This window comes from Vibrio sp. nBUS_14 (genome assembly GCF_051201655.1).
GTDB lineage: Bacteria > Pseudomonadota > Gammaproteobacteria > Enterobacterales > Vibrionaceae > Vibrio.
This window is the reverse complement of record NZ_CP179206.1, coordinates 2,944,136-2,963,111: the sequence shown is the minus strand read 5'-3', so window position 1 is coordinate 2,963,111 and position 18,976 is coordinate 2,944,136. Positions and strand designations below refer to the sequence as shown.

Below are 18,976 nucleotides of genomic sequence, written 5' to 3'. Positions count from 1 at the left end.
TCTTTTATTCGAAGTAAACTGCACAGCTTCTCAACGATCTATCTACAAAGAGAAACGAGTCCATTTTCTTGTTCTCCAACGATACGCCATAATGATTCCTCGGAACCATTCATCCATTGCTATCGCCATCCACGCTCCTAACACGCCATAACCCCAATGCACGCCCAGTAAGTAGCTCATCGCAACGCCAATGCCCCACATACTGAGTATTCCCATTTTAATAGGAAACTGAATATCGCCTGCGGCTTTCAAGCAAGAGATGAAAATCAAATTAAACACGCGACCACCTTCTAAAAGTATCGAACCTGCAATCAGTGCGGCAGCCAACGCGATGATATCTGGATCTTTAGTGAATAAGTCCAAAATCTCGAATCGGAAAATATAGACCATGCAGGTGATGCTGATAGAGGCGATGAAGCCAACCACAAAATAGCGTTGTACACGGTTGGCTATTTCATCTATCCAACCTTTGCCAATGTAATAACCCGTTTGGATTTGGCTACCTTGACCGATGGCTAAGGCAAAGGCAAATGAGAGACGTGCGATGTTTTGTGCGTAGGTAAACGCAGCCAGTGAAGATGTACCCATCTGTACCACAAAGAAGGTAATGCTGATCTGCGCCATGTTGTAAGAGAGCACTTCTCCTGCATTCATAGAACCAATCTTGATGATCTTTTGATAGATGGCTTTAGGCACAGATTTGAATTGCTTTATTGGTAGCTCAATGCCTTTACTTCTCACTATGCCAATCAAGATAAACATGCCAATTAGTTGGCTAATCACCGTTGCGGTAGCCACCCCTTGCACGCCGTAAACGGGCAGTCCAAAAGGTTGATAGAGTGCGCAGTAGTTGCCGAATACGTTGATAACACCAGCAATCAAATTGATCACCATCGGCGATTTTGAATAACCATGGCTACGTAGAATCGTGGTGAGAACCACACCTATCGTCACATTAAAGGTGAGCGCACCACTGATGAAAAGGTACTCTTGAGCGTACTGTTCGACTTGAGCTTCCAGTTGATAGAGCGGGATAAAATATTCAGCGCCAAGAACGGCGATAATGCTCAACAACACACCAGTAATAATGGCTAAGATAATACTCGCCACGCCCACATGAGCGCTCTCTTGGCTACGAGATGCACCGTTGTATTGTGCGATGAGAATGCCTGTGCCACTACTGACCATGGTGGATACGATGATCAGAAAAAGGATATCTGAGAGATAACACCAACAGCAGACACGGCTTTGTCTGAGAATCCAGATAACATGAATACATCGCTGGTGTTTAGTGCAGTTCGAAGCAGTACTTCGATGAAAATTGGCCAAGTGAGCGCAACGATTCCCATGCGTTTGTTTAGGGTGGAATCAGCATTAGGCATTTAGGTTTTCTCAAAAAAGGGGAGGCGACACTATAGTTTAGCCATTATTGAGTAAACGACTATCAAATTAATGTCCGGATTGCGAATAAGGGTAAAGATATTTTGAATAAACCAGCGTTGCCCACACTCTAGCTCTTTGTGGTGAAACCTATTCGCATGTTTCACAGTGTGATTCGATCGGATTTCCGCCACTGAGAAATAGCAATAAGAGCTCAATGTGCACGTATGAGAGTAAAAGGATCATGATAGGCCAATTGCAATGATAGCTTGCCGCTTGCTTATTTTGTTTCTATGTGTCGGGCCATCCATAGTTGGCAGCCTTTTTATTTAAATGAAAGATAAGCTACTTTGTCGTGTCTCGTAGCTTGAGCTCGCTCGGCACGTAAACTCTCAATGGTATGCTTCGGGCGTCGCGAGACTTTTCAATCAATAAGTTAACACTTTGAGTTCCCATTAATTCAGAATGAATACGGACGGTTGATAAAGATGGGAAGGTATACTTAGCTGTTGGGCAATCATTGATGCTGATCATCGCGATATCATCTGGAATGCTTAATCCATGTTCATGAACGGCACGTAAAACACCGATTGCGATTGAGTCTGATGTGATAAATATTGCTTTTGGGTAGTTACCACTTTTTAGCATTTGATTCGCCAGATTGTAGCCTGAAGAACTCGCCTCGGTAGATATCTTGCTCGCTGACGTCGTTCTTCAAATGACCGTATTCTGCAAAGGCTATCTCACGAAGATCTGGGGTGCGACTGTCGTATTGCCCGCCAATGAAACCAATGCGCTCGTAACCTTGGTTAATGAAAAAATTGGTGATTTCTTTGCTGATGCGGGAGAGGTCAATATCAACGGAGTCATAAAGTTCTGAGTGATCTGTAAATTTAACAAAGCAGATGTTACTCGTGAGCTTCTTCGCTTGTTTAATTACTTCTTTAGTCATCCTGCCAACGAGTAAAATACCGCTAACTTGGCATGAGTTTGTCTGTATTTTACTTTCATAACAGTTGATAGAAGAGCTCATGGCCAAGTCGAATGTACAACTTTTTGTTCTAGGATTGGATCCTGACTGGCGGTGCTAGGATTCTTGAATGACACAAGCGTAGAACCGACATGAATCGATGATAGCAACCGCAGCGGCACAGAGTTATCTCAAAGCACAATGCCAGCAGAAATTCGAGTGGTTTCACACTTACCGTGAATGGAACATTCACAATGTTTATGTATTACATTTAAATTTATAAATATTAGCATTGGTTTATGTGCTTTTTTACTTATACTTGTGGGCTTTCAATATTTAATAAGACATTGGTAAATAAGGAATTATTTTGAAAAAAGCGCTGTCATTAATGGCTTTAGGTACAGTTGTTGCTTCTACGTCAGTTCAAGCGAATGAAAATTGGTATGTTGCAGCTGGTGTATTCAAGACAGAGTTGGTTGCATAATCGTCTAAGATGGGCTCAAGTACTGGTGTCGGTATTGCACTTGGTACGGAATATCAATATTCGAATGGCTTAAGTCTGGCTTGGGAGTTTGAGTACATTCACTTTGAGACCTTCACTCAATCCTGGATGGTACAGCATCCTGATTTCGACAAAGTAAAACCTGATATTGAAGCTCAGTCACTCAACTTTAATGTTAAACCTAAGTATTATTTTTCTGGCTCAGGTTTTTATTTGGGTGCGATCGCAGGTGTAGGAGTCACGAAGGCAGATCTCACATTGACATATGAGACTAACTTACCTAATAAAGTAAACGAAACTTATTCAGATGACGGAAGTGACTTCAGCTTTAACTATGGTGTAGAAGCCGGCTATCAATTTACATCGGGTGTGGTTGTTTCTGGTGGCTACCGTGCTTCTTCAGTGGCAATTGGTGTGGAAGGCGGTGGTGAGGTCGATTTGGACTTCGACAGCTTTTTCGTTGGTGTAGAGTATCACTTCGGTCCTTAGTTAGAACTCAATCTGCATTATTAAAAGGAGCCTTTAGGCTCCTTTTTTGATGAGTCGGTCAATCACGCTGTAATGGTGCTCAGACACTCCTGCTAGGTTGCCGTATTTCGGCTGGTGGCGATCATTTTCTAATGGATGGTGCCAACCTTGTGTATGTTCCACAAAGTGCGCTGCAAAGCTTTCAGACACCTCTAAACATCCAGCCATGACGGTATCGACATAGGTTTGAACGATAGGGCTGTTTTCACAAGGCGCTTCGATTTCGTCTTTGATGTATACCCATATCGATTGATCTGCTTTAAACTCGGTTTGGCTCTCTATCTGATCGTTTCTTAACTCAATTCGATGATAACCACGCTCACGACGATCAAATTCAGCCAACGCAACATCATCGACCTCAAGTAAAACACCATTCACTTGTCCCTCACCAAGATTGATGATCAACGGTGACAAAACATAGCTGTCGTCGATTTTACTCCAGTGACGCACTAGGCCGTGCACAATCGCAGGGATCGCTTGCCCTGTTTGACCGGTAAGTTGACGAGAAGAGGAGTTGATCAAGCTACCATAACCAAAAATATACATCGCGTTCCTTGTCTGAGTTCTGCCATTTAAGTCTAGTCTTACTATATGTGGCGCAATCATAAAAGTCAGTAAGTTTCTATTTACACATCTATAGGTCTTTATGACTCTTTGGACTGTGTGATTTTGACTTTTTTATTGGTCAATGAACCTTGTGAGTGCTTGTTTTTACTGGCTTTATCTAATTGGCGCGTTTCATGCAATGTGATCTGCATATTGCATCAAGCTTGATGCACACCAAATTTAGGTTTAGGCAATCCCTTGACCGCTTATCTGAGAATTAGGAGCGAGTTTGTTAAATATCACAGATAAAAGTGTAGAAGACGCGATTCCAGCTTACCTGCGTTTAGGTTTTCGACCTTTCTTCTTTCTTGGCAGTCTCTATGCCGTGATTGCCATTGTGGTGTGGGTCATCATGTTTCAAAACGGTCAGCCTGAGATATTAACAGTGCCAGCGTTGTGGTGGCACGTACACGAAATGTTATTTGGTTTTGCTATGGCGATTGTGGTGGGTTTTGTTTTAACCGCCGTACAAACGTGGACTGGTGTTAATGGCACCAAGCATCACCGATTAGCTGTATTAGTCGGCTTGTGGTTGGCACCTCGTATCTTGTTTTGGACATCAGCACCATTGTGGTTGATCTCATCGGTTGAGGCGCTGTTCTTAATCTTCGCCGCTTATGAGATTGGCTTTCGAGTTGTAAAATCGAAAGGGTGGAAGAACCTGTTCTTTATCCCGCTCTTTATACTGGCGATTGTGGCGAACTTTGCGAGTTATGCGACCATTAAGGGTATGCCGCCGTTTCCTTCGTCAGCGGTATGGCAAGCGATGTTGTGGTGGTTTACCTTGCTATTATCTGTAATGGGCGGGCGAGTGATTCCATTCTTCACGGCACGTCGCTTTGACTTTGAGAAATCGCAACCTTTGGTTTGGTTGGAATGGCTGGCGAACCTGCCTTTGGTTGGATTGTTTGTTCTGAGCTTCTTCCCGTTAACCTTTGCTCAAGTGGGCAATGAGTTGATGGTTTTTGTGGGTGTCACTCAGTTAGTGCGCTTTGTTCGTTGGAAGCCTTGGACGACGTTATATGAGCCCTTGGTGTGGTCACTGCATGCGGCTTACTTATGTATTCCTTTAAGCTTGTTGCTAAGAGGTTTGTTAGACAACCCATTTGCCAGTCATAACATGCTGCACCTGTTTGCGATTGGCGGTTTGAGTGGCTTGATTCTCGCTATGATTACTCGTGTGACCATGGGACACACAGGTCGTGCGATTTACAAAGGGCCAAGCATGGCGTTAGCGTTCGCAGCCATTTTCATTGCCGCGTTAGTGCGCAGTTTGGGTGTGACTTTCTTCCCAGCTTATTTGTCTGAGATGGTCAACATCAGCGCGGGTTTATGGACGTTGGCGTTCGGTCTGTTTATCTGGAAATTCGGTATGATGCTATTAACCCCGCGAGTGGATGGTCATCCAGGGTAATCAGTGCATTGATTTAGCCTACTAATTAAGCCCGTAGATAATGAAAGGGAAGCAATGAGCTTCCCTTTTTTGAGCGAGCTGAAAGTGCAATTTCACTACTCTCTCTACTCGCTCGTTAGGCATTAACTATTAAATCGCTAAGTATTCACGGTTAGATATTGGCACACTTGCGCGGTGAGCTCTTGTCTAACTTGCGGGGAGACAAAGCTCGCTTCAATGGCATTGATACTGAACTGTGCTAATTCGTTTTTTGTTAGGGGATGAGCATTGGCGACAGCGAGGAAGTTATCATTCATGTACCCACCAAAGTAAGCCGGGTCATCGGAATTGATGGTGACGCACAGCCCTTTTCTTAAGAGTTCTACGATGTTGTGCTGCTGCATGGTGTCGAAGACCTTGAGTTTGGTGTTCGATAGTGGGCATACGGTCAGCGGTGTGCGCTTTGCTATTAACTGCTCCATCAAGTCGTCATCTTCAACACAGCGAATGCCATGATCAATTCGGGTTATGCCTAACAAGCTCAACGCGTCACTTATATTTTGTGCTGGGCCTTCTTCTCCTGCATGGGCCACGGTTAGGAAACCTTGGTTGATGGCCTCTTGAAAGACATGTTTAAACTTTTCTGGCGGGTTGCCTTGCTCCGACGAGTCTAGCCCAACGGCTATGATTTTATCTTTGTAGGGCTGGGCTTGTTTGAGCGTCTCGAATGCGCTGTCTTCATCAAGGTGGCGCAGAAAGCACATGATCAGTTGGCTGCTAATTCCGAGTTCCTGTTCAGCTTGTTGTAAAGCTTGAGTAATACCACCAACAACGGTGTCGAATCCTATTCCACGCTCGGTGTGAGTTTGTGGGTCAAAGAATATTTCGGTGTGAACCACGTTGTCCTGCTGGCATTTCAATAGGTAAGCCCAAGTCAGGTCGTAGAAATCTTGCTGGTGGAGTAGCACGTTGGCGCCTTGGTAATAGATATCGAGGAAGGATTGCAGGTTGTGAAATTGATAGGCTTCACGAACTTGGTCTGGGTTCTTAAAGGGAATCGACACGTTATTGCGCTTGGCGAGATCGAACATTAACTCGGGTTCTAGTGTGCCTTCTATATGTAAGTGCAGCTCAACCTTCGGTAAATTTTTGATAAAGCTATCCATAGCAACTCCTTGGCTATTTTAATTATGGGCGGAGTAGATGAGATATTAGTGCCTATTAATATGAAGTCTTAGACGATTCATTTATCTCTTTTTGAGCATAGTTCATTTCATTATTGTCGATAATGTTATCGATAAAACAGCGGCGAAATTGATGGTTAATAGAGGGTTATGAAGGCATTGAAATGAGCCGCAAACGATTTGCAGCAATGGAGTGTGATCCGCTGCAAATATTTGCAGCAATATTCATTGATTTGTGCTCTAATATCGCGCTTACCAAGGGATGGTGTTAAAAGATGCTCACTTAGATGGAGTTATCAAAGTTGACCGATCCCTTAATGATCTCCCTTAGGAATAAATAGAACATGTCTAAGAACAAAAAATTTGATATCCGCCTTACAGAAAAACGCAACGGTTGGTGTGCAGAGATTACTCGTCAAGTAACGTCTCGCAGCACAACAGTATCAAAGCGTGAAGCTGGTTTCGAAACTGAAGCTTTAGCACAAGAGTGGGCTGAGAAAGAACTGGCTTCTTTCATTGCAAACCAAGCTGAGCGTAACGAACGTAAATCAGAGCAACGTAAAGAGCGTGATGAAATTCGTCATACTAAAGAGCTTAAAGCTGAGCAAGCGCGTGAAGCACGTGCAAAAGCTCGCGCAGAAGAGCTAGACGACGAGTAAGTCGTAATAATTTATGCTCTTCTTGTTTGAAGAAGAGCAGAAAAAGCCCCAATATAACTTTTTCTCTTTCTAGTTAAAAGTATATTGGGGCTTTTGCATTTCTGAGCGTTATTCAGCTAACGGACTATGCAAACTTAGTTGTTCAGCGTAGTTAGCCAATCGTCTTCTGCCACTTCTTCAATATAGCTTTCTACTGATTGTCCTACTTCTTCATCGTCTTGCTTGAAGTAAGCGATGTGGAACACAGCATCACCTTCGTTTACCAAAGGTAGAGTTTGTTGACCAATCACGATACCACCTTTGGTTGTGATCACTTGGCCTTCTTGGTGACCTAATGGAGAGCTGATGTAAGCAAGGGTTTGTCCTGCTTCAACTTGTTCGCCAAGTCTTACCATGTTACGCAAAATACCGTCTGATTCAGCACGGATCCAGCTAGTGGATTTACTCAATATTGGCTCTGGTAACTTCTTACGGTTAGGGCGCAGCATGCCGATCTCTTTCATCACTTGATGCACGCCAAGGTAACCTGCGCGAATCGCTAAGTGATCGAAACGCAGTGCTTCACCACCTTCGTAAGTTAATACTGGAATCCCCAACTTTTCTGCTTCGCTACGTAGTGAGCCGTCACGCATTGGAGAATCAATGATCACTGGTGTTGCAAATGCTTTTGCGATGCGCAGTGTTTCAGGATTCGATAGGTTCGCACGAATCTGTGGTAGATTGGTACGATGAATCGCGCCAGTGTGTAGATCCAGAATGTAATCACAGTGCTTTACTACGTTCTCGAAGAAGGTGTGAGCGATGCGTGATGTTAATGATCCTTTCTCACTGCCAGGGAAGCAACGGTTTAGGTCACGACGGTCTGGTAGGTAACGAGATTTATGGATAAAGCCAAACACGTTAACGATAGGGACAACAATCAGCGTACCTTTCAGTTTTTTAGGTTCGATAGCGTTGGTGAGCTGTCTTGCGATTTCGACGCCGTTTAGCTCATCACCGTGGATAGCCGCGTTTACCATCAGTGTTGGACCGGATTGGCGACCGTGAATGATTTCAATTGGGATCGAAAGTGGAGAATGGGTATAAAGCTGAGCTACTTGCAGTTCAATCTCCATTCGTTGTCCTGGCTGAACAGTATAACCAAGTAATTTGAATGGTTGATTCGGTTTTAGTCTTGCCATTTAGGTTGTTCTCAACATGGTGATAATTCGTTAACACGGAATGTATCAATCGTTGATTTTTAGTACGAATCAATCGCCTTACGGTCACGACAAAAGTTTTTTATGAAGGGGCTTCTGAATTGATTTTTGTTTTTGATTTGGTTAATTATAGGGTGTTTCAAATTGTGATTTTTTTACAATACATTGATTTAACTCTAATATTTTTCGTTCGGTTGATTGGTGTTATCCATCGCCATTTTTTTGCGGCCAAATTCATATATCGTGATGAAAATGAAAAAAACAATTTCAAAAGTCGTTGTACTGGCGGTGGTTTCTGTCGCTTTATCAGGCTGTGTTGGTAGTAACGCAGTAACGGGTTACCTAATGAAGTTTAACGTTAAGGCTGTTGATAACCGTTAAGCGGTGGCTTGAACATGCTACTAGCGCCTGTTTATGGCCTAACGGTTGCTGCCGATTAACTGGTATTCAACTCACTAGATTTCTGGACTGGTAGCAACCCACTAACGGGTTCTCCGTACATCTTTGATACTAAAACTGATACGTACCTAGACATTAATAACCAACTTGATCCGTCTCTAACGGAAGCGCCTGTAGGCCCTATTACGAGTGCATATGTGATTGAAAAAGGTCAAATGCAGCAGGTTGATGAAAACACGATCCAAATGGATATTACTTACCAATCTGGTGAGCGCGCGACGTTAATCGGTGTTCACGATGGTGAGATGGTGACTTATTTCATTGATGGCGAAGTTGTGGCACAAACTTCAATTGATGAGCTAGAAAGCTACGCGGATTCACGTGCTTATTTATACCAATCGTAGTAAATAACTGGTCACCCTAGCTTGTTAAAAGTCTCGATAACTGCGTTGTGATTTTTGATTGTAGAATAACTACTTATCAGAAAATCACGCCTTGTTCTCAAGCCTTTTTCCTGCGCTATTTCTGAACACTTACTTACTGTGATTGGTATTACTTCTTTAGTCACAAATAGTCTTCTACAAAGATTAGACACAAAAACAGGTACTCATTGAGTACCTGTTTTATTTTGTCTTGGATAAACGGCGCTTACTGAAAAATACTATCTATTGAAAGCACGATTTACTCAACAAACATAGCTTACCGAATTAAGCTTTTTCTGGGATTGCTTCAAGCAGTGCAACCATCTGGTTCCAGAATAGCTCAACCGTGTCGATCTTCACTTTCTCATCTGGAGAGTGAGGGAACTTGATCGTTGGGCCAAAAGAAACCATGTCCATGTTCGGGTAAGGTTCTTTGAATAGGCCACACTCAAGACCAGCATGGATAACCATGATGTTTGGCTTGTGACCGTAGATGCCTTCATACATGTCGCGGAAGATGTGCATGATTTCTGAATCTGCGTCTGGCTTCCAACCTGGGTAAGCACCTGAGAACGCGATGTTCGCACCAGCGAGTTCAGCAACAGAGTGAAGCATGCCTTCTACTTGCTTACGGCCAGAATCGATCAGTGAACGAATCAGGCAAAGTACAGTGATTGAGTTCTCTTCTGTTGTGATAACACCAACGTTTAGAGAAGTCTCAACAACACCTTCAATCTCATCACTCATGCGCATCACGCCATTTGGACATGCGTTAAGTGCTGCGATAAGGCGAGCCTGTTCTACTTGAGCAAGAGTACCCATTTCAACGGTTACTTCTTCGTTGAATGTTACGATGCTGTCTTCGATTTTACCCAGCTCAGTAGATAGAAGCTCAGTATAGTCATTGTATAGCGAAGCCAGTTTCTCTTGGTTTGCAGTCGGTACTGCCACCGTTACGAAGCCTTCACGAGGGATAGCGTTACGAAGGCTACCACCTTTGAATTCTACGATACGAAGGTCTAGCTCTTTTGCATGACCCGCTAGGAAACGAGCAAGCAATTTGTTTGCGTTTGCACGACCCGTGTGAATATCACAACCAGAGTGACCGCCTTTAAGGCCTTTTAGCGTTAGCTTACGGGTAACAAAATCAGCAGGGACTGCATCACGAGTGATGTCGAAAGTCATTGCACCGTCGATACCGCCAGCACAACCCATGTACACCTCGCCCTCTTGCTCTGAATCGGTATTAAGAAGGATATCACCTTCTAACCAACCCGCTTCAAGACCGAAAGCACCTGTCATGCCTGCTTCTTCGTCTACTGTTAGTAGAACTTCGATAGGGCCATGCTTGATTTCGTTTGAAGCAAGAACCGCCAAACAAGAAGCCATGCCCATGCCGTTATCAGCGCCAAGCGTTGTACCTTTTGCTGTAACCCACTCACCATCAATGTATGGCTGGATAGGATCTTTAGCGAAGTCGTGAACCGTGTCTTCGTTCTTTTGTGGAACCATATCGATGTGCGCTTGTAGCACAACACCTTTTTTGTTTTCCATGCCTGGCGTTGCAGGTTTAGTAATGAATACGTTACCCGTTGGGTCGCGACGCACACTTAAACCTTGCTCTGTTGCCCAAGCAATAATGTATTGAGCTAGCTCTTCCTCATGCTTAGAAGGATGTGGGATTGAGCAAATCTTATCGAAGAACTGCCAAATAGGGGCAGGGGATAATTTACTGATCTCAGAATGGAATTCAGACACGGATGACTCCTTTTTTATTTGGTAACCATATATTTAGGATTATTATGAGTAAAAACCTAGAACAAAAATCTAAAGTATGGGTCTGTTTTGATGGCAACAGCATACCACTTGAGGCTTTTGACGAGTAGCGCTTCTAAACGTCAAATGTTTTAATTTTTGAAAGCGGTCTTGTTCATTTGATCACAAGTAAGTGCGTTGATGCCTATAAATGGCGCGAGCAAACGTTTGTTTAAGTCTTTTTTGTAATTTAATTACAAAAATAAGTTTCTTAAATAACCATTAATAGCCAAAAGTGTGACATATGGCAAAAAATACTTGTAATCTTTTTTCTTTAGAGTATATTAATAACCAACTTCTGAAGTGAAGAGTAAATGCTCAAAGGATGAGTCCGTTTTATCGCCTCCAAGGAACCGAGAAATCAAATTCGTTTTTTATTGATTTATTAAGGTGATAGTTATGAAAGGTTTACCATCTGCAATGTTCTGGTTTAATAGCTCTGTTTACACTAGCAACTTTGCATACCCTACAAGCTTCGGTTACTAATACCGTAAGTATGTAACTCGAACAGTTTTGTTCACCCCTATATATTGGAATTCTTTTACAGCCCTTTTGGTTGACAGATTCTACCGCCACTCAGTTTTGAGTGGCGTTTTTTTTGCCTGCTACTTTTACCTACCTGTTAAATTCATCATTTCTTGTTATTCACAGTGGTTGTTTTTTAAACGCTAAAATATCAATTTGCGTCTTATTACTGATCCTGTTGAAAAATACACAACTCTTGTGGGTTTAAATTGAGAATATGATGGCTACATTCTCAATGTAAGTAACCAATGGTTGAAAAAACAACCAAGTGATCTTATCGTGTTTCTATTGATTAAATTATTGTTTTTAATGGCTTTTAATCTTTAATTTTTGTCTTTTTAATCGCTTTGTTTCATACGGCATTCTGATAAATATCGATTAGAGCCTTAATTCTATCTGGAATTTGTTATTTGATAACTTTATAATCCAAGGCCAATCGTTTACGCAACCGTTTACTTTACCCTTATAGGATTCGATAATGTTCGAAAAGCTATTCAAACTCAGTGAAAATGGCACCAATGTGCGCACTGAAATCATCGCAGGTCTAACAACCTTCCTAACAATGGCTTACATCATTTTTGTAAACCCAATGATTCTAGCTGATGCTGGTATGGACCATGGCGCTGTATTTGTAGCAACCTGTTTAGCGGCAGCTATTGGCTGTTTCATTATGGGCTTTGTCGCTAACTACCCAATCGCACAAGCACCAGGTATGGGGCTGAATGCCTTCTTTACCTACGCTGTTGTTATGGGCATGGGTTACACGTGGCAAGTTGCTTTGGCAGCGGTTTTCGTATCTGGCGTAATCTTCATTTTCTTAAGCATTTTCAAGATACGTGAATGGATCATCAACTCGATTCCTATGTCTCTACGTGTGGGTATCTCTGCGGGTATCGGCCTTTTCCTTGCGTTCATCGCACTTGGTAATGCAGGCATCGTTGTTTCTAACCCTGCGACTAAGGTTTCACTTGGCGATATCACTGCGATTGCGCCAATGTTAGGTGCACTTGGTTTCTTCCTGACTATTGCTCTTGTTCACCGTGGTGTGAAAGGTGCGGTAATGATTGCGATTCTAGCAATCACGGCAATCGGCATTGCAATTGGTGACGTTCAATACGGCGGCATCATGTCTAATCCACCAAGCCTAGCGCCAACGTTCATGCAGCTTGATTTCTCTGCTGTATTTGAAATTGGTATGATTTCAGTGGTATTCGCATTCTTGTTCGTCGATTTGTTCGATACAGCGGGTACTCTGGTTGGTGTTGCTACGAAAGCAAACCTAATCAAAGAAGACGGTAAACTACCTCGTTTAAACAAGGCGCTACTTGCTGACTCAACAGCAACGTCTATAGGTGCATTGCTAGGTACATCAAACACGACATCTTACGTTGAGAGTGTTGCGGGTGTTGCTGAAGGCGGTCGTACAGGTCTAACTGCGGTTGTGGTTGGTATCTTATTCCTACTGGCTCTTTTCTTCTCGCCACTTGCAGGTATGATTCCGGCTTACGCGACATCAGGTGCACTTTTCTATGTAGCAATTCTGATGATGTCAGGCCTAGTTGGCATTGATTGGCGTGATCTTACGGAAGCTGCACCAGTCGTGGTAACATGCCTCCTTATGCCACTGACGTACTCTATCGCTGAGGGTATCTCACTAGGTTTCATCGCTTACGCTGCAATTAAGCTGCTGAGTGGTAAAGGTCGCGACGTTTCACCTGCTGTGTGGGTAATGTCGGTTATCTTTATTCTTAAATACATTTTCGCTTAATCGTCTAGATTTCTGCTTAATCGCTGAAGAGGTTATGTAAGGCATAGCCTCTAATAACATGACAAAATTATTAGGTTTTATACTATGAGCAACAAATTCGTTATCACTTGGGACAACATGCAGACTTACTGCCGTCAACTAGCTGAAAAGCAAATGCCAGCAGAACAGTGGAAAGGTATCTGGGCAGTAAGCCGTGGTGGTTTGGTTCCTGGTGCAATCTTGGCTCGTGAACTAGGTATTCGTCACGTAGATACGATTTGCATTTCTAGCTACGACCACGATCACCAACGTGATATGACAGTCGTTAAAGCACCTGAAGGTGACGGCGAAGGTTTCCTAATCGTTGAAGATCTTGTTGATAGTGGTGACACTGCACGCAAGCTTCGCGAAATGTATCCTAAAGCGAAACTGATCGCTGTGTGTGCAAAACCATCTGGCGCAGATTTGTTAGACGAATACATTGTTGATATCGCTCAAGACACATGGATTGAGCAACCTTGGGATACTAGCCTAAGCTTCGTTGAGCCGGTAAATCGCAAGTCAAAATAAGCGTAAACTTAGTTTTTTGAGAAATGACCCTTTATAGGGTCATTTTTTTTTATATGATTAGTAACAACCATTTCTTATTAAGTATCCCCAATGTCTGAATCAGAAGAAACGAGCTTGAACCTTTCGGAAACCTTGTTTGTAAAGCACAAGCAGGCCAAAGAGACCTCAATGCTCACGCGTTACATGCCAAGTTCAGAAGAACTGTTGGATAAAAAGCGTGAAGAGCAGAACTCATCTTGGTATCGAAACCTAAGACGTCTTCAGTGGGCATGGCAAGGCGTAAACCCGATAGAGCAAGAAGCGGTACTGGCACGCATCGCCTCATCCGATAATTCTCGTACCACCGATGAGTGGCTAGATACCGTGATGGGCTACCGCAGTGGTAACTGGGCATACGAGTGGACCAAACTGGGTATGCAGCACCAAAATCGTTCTAATGAGAAGAGTGGGGAAGAGATGGCTGAAGAGCTTTTCTCAGCCTCTTTGTGCTTCAGCATTGCGGGCTATCCACATCTAAAGAACGATAACCTTGCAGCTCAAGCACAGGTATTAGCGAACGCGGCGTATTCTGAAGCGATCAAACACACCAAATTGATCGTCAAACAAATCGAAGTGCCGTACCAAAACAAAAAGATTAAGGCGAACTTACATCTAACCAAAACAGACAAACCACAACCTGTCGTGATCGTGAGTGCCGGTTTAGATAGCTTGCAAACTGACATGTGGCGTTTGTTTAGAGATTACCTAGCACCGAAAAACATTGCGATGCTAACGATTGATATGCCGTCGATAGGGCACAGTTCACACTGGCCACTAACCGAAGACTCTTCTTGTCTGCATCAAGCCGTGTTGAATGAACTGCCTAACATTCCCTGGGTGGACCATCATAAAGTCGGTCTGTTTGGTTTCCGATTCGGTGGTAACGCGATGGTGAGGTTATCCTTCCTTGAGCAGCACAAACTTAAAGCTTGTATCTCTCTTGGCGCACCGATCCACGATATCTTTGTTCATGCGGATAAACTCAAGCAGATGCCTAAGATGCATTTGGATGTGTTGGCTTCTCGCCTTGGTAAAGGGGCGGTGGATATTAATAGCCTTTCTGGACAACTGATGGCTTGGTCATTGAAGGTGCAAGGCTTGCTGGCTAACAGTAAAACCAGCGTTCCTATTTTGGCTTTGGCTTTGGAAGGTGACCCTGTTTCACCGCATCTGGATAATCAACTGGTTGCCATTTACAGTGATTACGGCAAAGCAAAGAAAATCAAAACTAAATCAATTACACAGGGGTATGAGCAATCCCTCGAATTAGCGATAAAGTGGCTTGAGGATGAATTATTTAGATGACATTTTTCCTAAATTAGTTAAGCATGAAAAGTGTACAAAGTAAGTACCTGATACTCAGAGTAAATTTATAAAATCCAACTGCGTACTTTCTACGTATTGCAGTCTGAGTAAAGTCATTCTTAACATTGAAAATGGAGATTCAATATGTCAGAAGTGACACAGCAACCGACACATTATCGCTTGTTAAACGTTTTAAAGGCCATCGGTCCGTATTTGAGGGAGCCGCAATCAGAAGAAGGCCACTATATTTTTGATTGTTTGTCTGTGTGTGTGAACGATAAAAAGTCACCAGAAGAGCGCGAGTTCTGGGGATGGTGGCTAGAGTTGGATAAGTCGGAAGAAGGATTTTCGGCGAAGTACAACACGGGTAAATACAACATCGATGGTAACTGGGATCCTTTGCCATTACCCAAAAAGGCTGTCGCTGAGGTCTCTCGAACTCAAGAAGCCTTTCACCAAAAGCTGGTTGACGAACTTCAAAAGAAATTTGAAATCGGCGTTCAGTTAGACGAAGAGTCTGTCGAATTCGTCTGATTTTAAAGGTTACTCTTCTTTATAAAGCAAAAAGGTGCGATTTCGCACCTTTTCTACTTGTGAATTCTCTTGTTGATTGCTAAAACATCACCTCTTATTTGTTTTATTCATAAAAGATTTCATGACAATAAATCATCAAAGCGGGACAACAACACAGAGTAAAACTGTCGTTGTTAAACTGGGTACCAGTGTCTTAACTGGTGGAACATTGGCATTAAACCGCGCTCATATGGTTGAGCTGGTTCGTCAATGTGCTGAATTAAAAAAACAAGGCCACTCTGTGGTTATGGTTTCGTCTGGTGCAATTGCAGCCGGACGTGAGCACCTTGGTTATCCCGCACTTCCCAACTCGATGGCGAGCAAACAATTGCTTGCGGCAGTTGGGCAAAGTCAGTTGATTCAAGTTTGGGAGTCTTTGTTTGCTATCTATGGCCTTAAAATTGGCCAGATGCTACTGACTCGTGCTGATCTCGATGACCGAGAGCGTTTTCTGAATGCACGTGACACGATCAACGCACTCGTTGAACACGATATTATTCCTGTAGTAAACGAAAACGATGCAGTAGCCACCAACGAAATTAAAGTGGGCGACAACGATAACTTGTCGGCACTGGTTGGTATTTTATGCGGCGCTGATAAGCTTTTGCTATTAACTGACCAAAAAGGCCTGTTTACCGCTGACCCTCGCAAAGATCCAAACGCTGAACTCATCAAAGAAGTAAAAACCATTGATGACACACTGCGTAAGATCGCAGGCGGCAGTGGTACTACGTTAGGTACCGGCGGCATGGCGACAAAACTGCAGGCGGCTGATATTGCTCGTCGTGCGGGTATTGAAGTGATCATTGCAGCAGGCAGTGCTGAAAATGTGGTGTTTGACTCATTGAGTGATAATCCACAAGGCACGCGTTTCTTGCCGTTAGAAGAAGCGCTTGAAAACCGTAAGCGCTGGATTTTAGCAGGCCCAGCTTCTGCTGGTGACATCGTGGTCGACGATGGTGCGGTAAACGCCGTTAACACCAAAGGCAGTAGCTTGTTGGCGAAAGGGGTGATTCGAGTTCAAGGCGAGTTTTCTCGTGGTGAAGTCACCCAAGTTACCAACAGTAAAGGCAAAGTCATTGCACGTGGTATCGCCAGTTATTCAAGCCAAGACCTAGCAAAAATCGCAGGCAAGCACAGTAAAGATATTGGCGACATTCTTGGCTACGATTACGGGTCAGAAGTCATTCACCGTGACGACCTGGTTGTGATTCAAGAATAGCTCGTGATGGTAAGGCGAATCGCCTTTTTGCATCCAAAAATAGACAGAATTTAGGGAGAGTTAAACGTGGATTTAACTAACATGGGTATCGCAGCAAAAGACGCTGCTTTCCACCTAGCGACCGCTTCAACGGCGCAAAAGAACAAGGCATTGGTGATCATCGCTGATGAATTAGAAGCCAACGCAGCAACGATTTTAGAAGCGAACGCGAAAGATATCGAACTTGGTCGTGAAGCGGGTCTGACCGACGCACTGCTTGATCGTCTATTGCTCAACGAAGAACGTCTAACGGGTATCGCTAACGATGTACGTAACGTAATCAGCCTGAATGATCCAGTCGGCAGCGAGATTGACAGCAAGGTATTGGAAAACGGTATGTCGCTGTCTCGTCGTCGCGTGCCACTTGGCGTGGTTGGCGTTATCTATGAAGCGCGTCCGAACGTAACGATTGATATCGCGGCACTGTGTTTGAAGACAGGTAATGCAAGCATTCTTCGTGGTGGTAAAGAGACATTCTTCTCAAACATGGAGCTGGTTAAAGTAATCCAGTCCGCATTAGAGAAGGCGGAACTTCCTGCTGCCTCTGTTCAGTACATCGAGAAACCCGACCGTGAACTAGTTTCTCAACTGCTTAAACTGGATGACTACGTGGATATGATCATTCCTCGTGGCGGCGCTGGTCTGCATAAAATGTGTAAAGAGAACAGCACTATTCCAGTGATCATCGGTGGTTTCGGTATCAGCCACATCTTTGTTGATGAGAGCGCTGACCTTGAGAAATCTGTTGATGTTGTTGAAAACTCAAAAGTTCAACGCCCATCTGCGTGTAACTCGCTAGATACATTATTAGTGCACGAAGCGGTTGCTGAAGCCTTCTTAGCAAAGCTAACACAGCGTTTAGCGGGCAAGGTTACCTTGGTTGCTGACACTAGCGCAAAATCGCTGCTAGCAGGGTTTGAAGACCAACGTGATGCGGTTGAAGGTGACTTCGACACTGAATGGCTAAGCTATAGATTAGGCGTGAAAGTCGTCGCAGATGTGGCAGAAGCGATTGACCACATGCGCGTCCACAACGCGAGCCACTCAGACGCGATCATGACGAATAGTCTAGAGAGCTCAGAGTGTTTTATTAACTCTGTCGGTTCTGCGGCGGTCTATGTGAATGCATCAACACGATTTACCGATGGCGCACAGTTTGGTTTGGGTGCAGAAGTTGCAGTATCTACCCAGAAACTACACGCTCGTGGCCCAATGGGCTTAGAAGAACTGACGAGCTACAAATGGGTGGGTAAGGCGAACTATTTAGTTCGTGGTTAACGTTCACGTTAATTTTACTCCTCAGCTCATTTTAGAAATTGCTATCGCGGAGCAATAATCAATGAATTACCACACAAAAGGGCCTTAATTGGCCCTTTTTCTTTCCTAACGTTTGGCAATTCCGTTACACTGATATTCAATTATTTGGAGGTGATATGCATTGTCCTTTTTGTTCAGAGAACGACACTAAAGTAATCGATTCAAGACTGGTAGCTGATGGCCATCAGGTTCGTCGCCGCCGTCAATGCCTTGCATGTAGTGAACGTTTTACGACGTTCGAATCGGCAGAACTTGTAATGCCTAAAGTCATAAAGTCGAATGGAAACCGCGAACCATTTAATGAAGATAAAATGGTGGGTGGCGTACAGCGCGCCCTGGAAAAACGCCCAGTGAGTGCTGACGCCATTGAACTTGCAATCAGTACGATTAAGTCACAACTCCGTGCAACTGGTGAGCGTGAAGTACCAAGCGAAATGATTGGCAACCTTGTGATGGACCAATTGAAAGAATTGGACAAAGTGGCGTACATCCGTTTCGCCTCTGTTTACCGCAGCTTTGAAGATATTCGAGAGTTTGGCGAAGAAATCGCTAAATTGGAGGACTAACCCCTCAATCATGTCT

General features: G+C 43.7%; 14 protein-coding genes and 3 pseudogenes. 11 read left to right on the top strand and 6 right to left on the bottom strand.

What is annotated here, in order from left to right; all coding sequences use genetic code 11:
• Window positions 1–42: 42 nt before the first annotated feature.
• Window positions 43–1,382: pseudogene (locus ACMAZD_RS13925) on the bottom strand (MATE family efflux transporter).
• A 343-nt stretch (window positions 1,383–1,725) separates the two neighbouring features.
• A pseudogene (gene ebgR / locus ACMAZD_RS13920) lies at window positions 1,726–2,398 on the bottom strand (transcriptional regulator EbgR); the annotation flags it as partial.
• Window positions 2,399–2,843: 445 nt separating this feature from the next.
• Between ebgR and ACMAZD_RS13915 the strand changes: the two are divergent.
• Window positions 2,844–3,341: an outer membrane beta-barrel protein gene (locus tag ACMAZD_RS13915; RefSeq protein WP_435247664.1), complete on the top strand. Its 498-nt coding sequence runs from the start codon at window positions 2,844–2,846 to the stop codon at window positions 3,339–3,341.
• A 33-nt stretch (window positions 3,342–3,374) separates the two neighbouring features.
• Here ACMAZD_RS13915 and ACMAZD_RS13910 read toward each other — a convergent pair whose 3' ends face one another.
• The gene (locus tag ACMAZD_RS13910; protein WP_435247663.1) at window positions 3,375–3,926 is read right to left on the bottom strand and encodes a gamma-glutamylcyclotransferase family protein; all 552 of its coding nucleotides are present in this window, start codon (window positions 3,924–3,926) and stop codon (window positions 3,375–3,377) included.
• A gap of 289 nt (window positions 3,927–4,215) precedes the next feature.
• Here ACMAZD_RS13910 and ACMAZD_RS13905 point away from each other — a divergent pair, with 289 nt between their 5' ends.
• Complete coding sequence (locus tag ACMAZD_RS13905) at window positions 4,216–5,400, top strand: NnrS family protein (RefSeq protein WP_435247662.1); 1,185 nt, start codon at window positions 4,216–4,218, stop codon at window positions 5,398–5,400.
• 137 nt (window positions 5,401–5,537) lie between these two features.
• Here the strand turns inward: ACMAZD_RS13905 and ACMAZD_RS13900 are convergent, their stop codons facing one another.
• Window positions 5,538–6,545 carry an adenosine deaminase gene (locus ACMAZD_RS13900; RefSeq protein WP_435247661.1) on the bottom strand — a complete coding sequence of 336 codons (1,008 nt, stop codon included), beginning with the start codon at window positions 6,543–6,545 and terminating at the stop codon, window positions 5,538–5,540.
• 362 nt (window positions 6,546–6,907) lie between these two features.
• Here ACMAZD_RS13900 and ACMAZD_RS13895 point away from each other — a divergent pair, with 362 nt between their 5' ends.
• On the top strand, window positions 6,908–7,222 hold the full coding sequence (locus tag ACMAZD_RS13895) for a DUF3622 domain-containing protein (protein WP_435247660.1): 315 nt from the start codon (window positions 6,908–6,910) through the stop codon (window positions 7,220–7,222).
• A gap of 134 nt (window positions 7,223–7,356) precedes the next feature.
• Here ACMAZD_RS13895 and ACMAZD_RS13890 read toward each other — a convergent pair whose 3' ends face one another.
• Complete coding sequence (locus ACMAZD_RS13890) at window positions 7,357–8,403, bottom strand: succinylglutamate desuccinylase/aspartoacylase family protein (RefSeq protein ID WP_435247659.1); 1,047 nt, start codon at window positions 8,401–8,403, stop codon at window positions 7,357–7,359.
• 270 nt (window positions 8,404–8,673) lie between these two features.
• On the opposite strand from ACMAZD_RS13890, the pseudogene ACMAZD_RS13885 reads away from it, so the two are divergent.
• A pseudogene (locus tag ACMAZD_RS13885) lies at window positions 8,674–9,224 on the top strand (DUF3332 family protein).
• A gap of 303 nt (window positions 9,225–9,527) precedes the next feature.
• Here the strand turns inward: ACMAZD_RS13885 and ACMAZD_RS13880 are convergent.
• Window positions 9,528–11,000 (bottom strand): aminoacyl-histidine dipeptidase, encoded by a 1,473-nt coding sequence (locus ACMAZD_RS13880; protein WP_435247658.1) that lies wholly within the window; start codon window positions 10,998–11,000, stop codon window positions 9,528–9,530.
• 1,060 nt (window positions 11,001–12,060) lie between these two features.
• Here ACMAZD_RS13880 and ACMAZD_RS13875 point away from each other — a divergent pair.
• The 7 genes from ACMAZD_RS13875 to nrdR all read left to right on the top strand — a co-directional run bounded on the left by ACMAZD_RS13875 (window position 12,061) and on the right by nrdR (window position 18,960).
• A complete protein-coding gene (locus tag ACMAZD_RS13875) occupies window positions 12,061–13,350 on the top strand; it encodes an NCS2 family permease (protein ID WP_435247657.1) in 1,290 nt (429 codons plus the stop codon).
• Between the two features lie 84 nt (window positions 13,351–13,434).
• A complete protein-coding gene (gene tet(34), locus ACMAZD_RS13870; RefSeq protein ID WP_017084190.1) occupies window positions 13,435–13,899 on the top strand; it encodes an oxytetracycline resistance phosphoribosyltransferase domain-containing protein Tet(34) in 465 nt (154 codons plus the stop codon).
• Between the two features lie 90 nt (window positions 13,900–13,989).
• Entirely contained in the window at window positions 13,990–15,243 is a 1,254-nt protein-coding gene (gene frsA, locus ACMAZD_RS13865) for an esterase FrsA (RefSeq protein WP_435247656.1), read from the top strand.
• A gap of 144 nt (window positions 15,244–15,387) precedes the next feature.
• Window positions 15,388–15,777 carry a sigma factor-binding protein Crl gene (gene crl / locus ACMAZD_RS13860; protein WP_017091097.1) on the top strand — a complete coding sequence of 130 codons (390 nt, stop codon included), beginning with the start codon at window positions 15,388–15,390 and terminating at the stop codon, window positions 15,775–15,777.
• 76 nt (window positions 15,778–15,853) lie between these two features.
• Entirely contained in the window at window positions 15,854–17,038 is a 1,185-nt protein-coding gene (gene proB, locus ACMAZD_RS13855) for a glutamate 5-kinase (RefSeq protein ID WP_435247655.1), read from the top strand.
• A gap of 66 nt (window positions 17,039–17,104) precedes the next feature.
• Window positions 17,105–18,355, top strand: coding sequence for a glutamate-5-semialdehyde dehydrogenase (locus tag ACMAZD_RS13850; protein ID WP_435247654.1), 1,251 nt, complete (start codon window positions 17,105–17,107; stop codon window positions 18,353–18,355).
• Between the two features lie 155 nt (window positions 18,356–18,510).
• On the top strand, window positions 18,511–18,960 hold the full coding sequence (gene nrdR / locus ACMAZD_RS13845; protein ID WP_435247653.1) for a transcriptional regulator NrdR: 450 nt from the start codon (window positions 18,511–18,513) through the stop codon (window positions 18,958–18,960).
• The last annotated feature ends 16 nt before the right edge of the window (window positions 18,961–18,976 follow it).

Coding starts and splice junctions, on each gene's coding strand:
- crl (WP_017091097.1), top strand. CDS start 15,388: ATGTCAGAAGTGACACAGCAACCGACACATTATCGCTTGTTAAACGTT.
- ACMAZD_RS13890 (WP_435247659.1), bottom strand. CDS start 8,403: ATGGCAAGACTAAAACCGAATCAACCATTCAAATTACTTGGTTATACT.
- ACMAZD_RS13900 (WP_435247661.1), bottom strand. CDS start 6,545: ATGGATAGCTTTATCAAAAATTTACCGAAGGTTGAGCTGCACTTACAT.
- nrdR (WP_435247653.1), top strand. CDS start 18,511: ATGCATTGTCCTTTTTGTTCAGAGAACGACACTAAAGTAATCGATTCA.
- ACMAZD_RS13895 (WP_435247660.1), top strand. CDS start 6,908: ATGTCTAAGAACAAAAAATTTGATATCCGCCTTACAGAAAAACGCAAC.
- ACMAZD_RS13915 (WP_435247664.1), top strand. CDS start 2,844: ATGGGCTCAAGTACTGGTGTCGGTATTGCACTTGGTACGGAATATCAA.
- frsA (WP_435247656.1), top strand. CDS start 13,990: ATGTCTGAATCAGAAGAAACGAGCTTGAACCTTTCGGAAACCTTGTTT.
- ACMAZD_RS13875 (WP_435247657.1), top strand. CDS start 12,061: ATGTTCGAAAAGCTATTCAAACTCAGTGAAAATGGCACCAATGTGCGC.
- ACMAZD_RS13910 (WP_435247663.1), bottom strand. CDS start 3,926: ATGTATATTTTTGGTTATGGTAGCTTGATCAACTCCTCTTCTCGTCAA.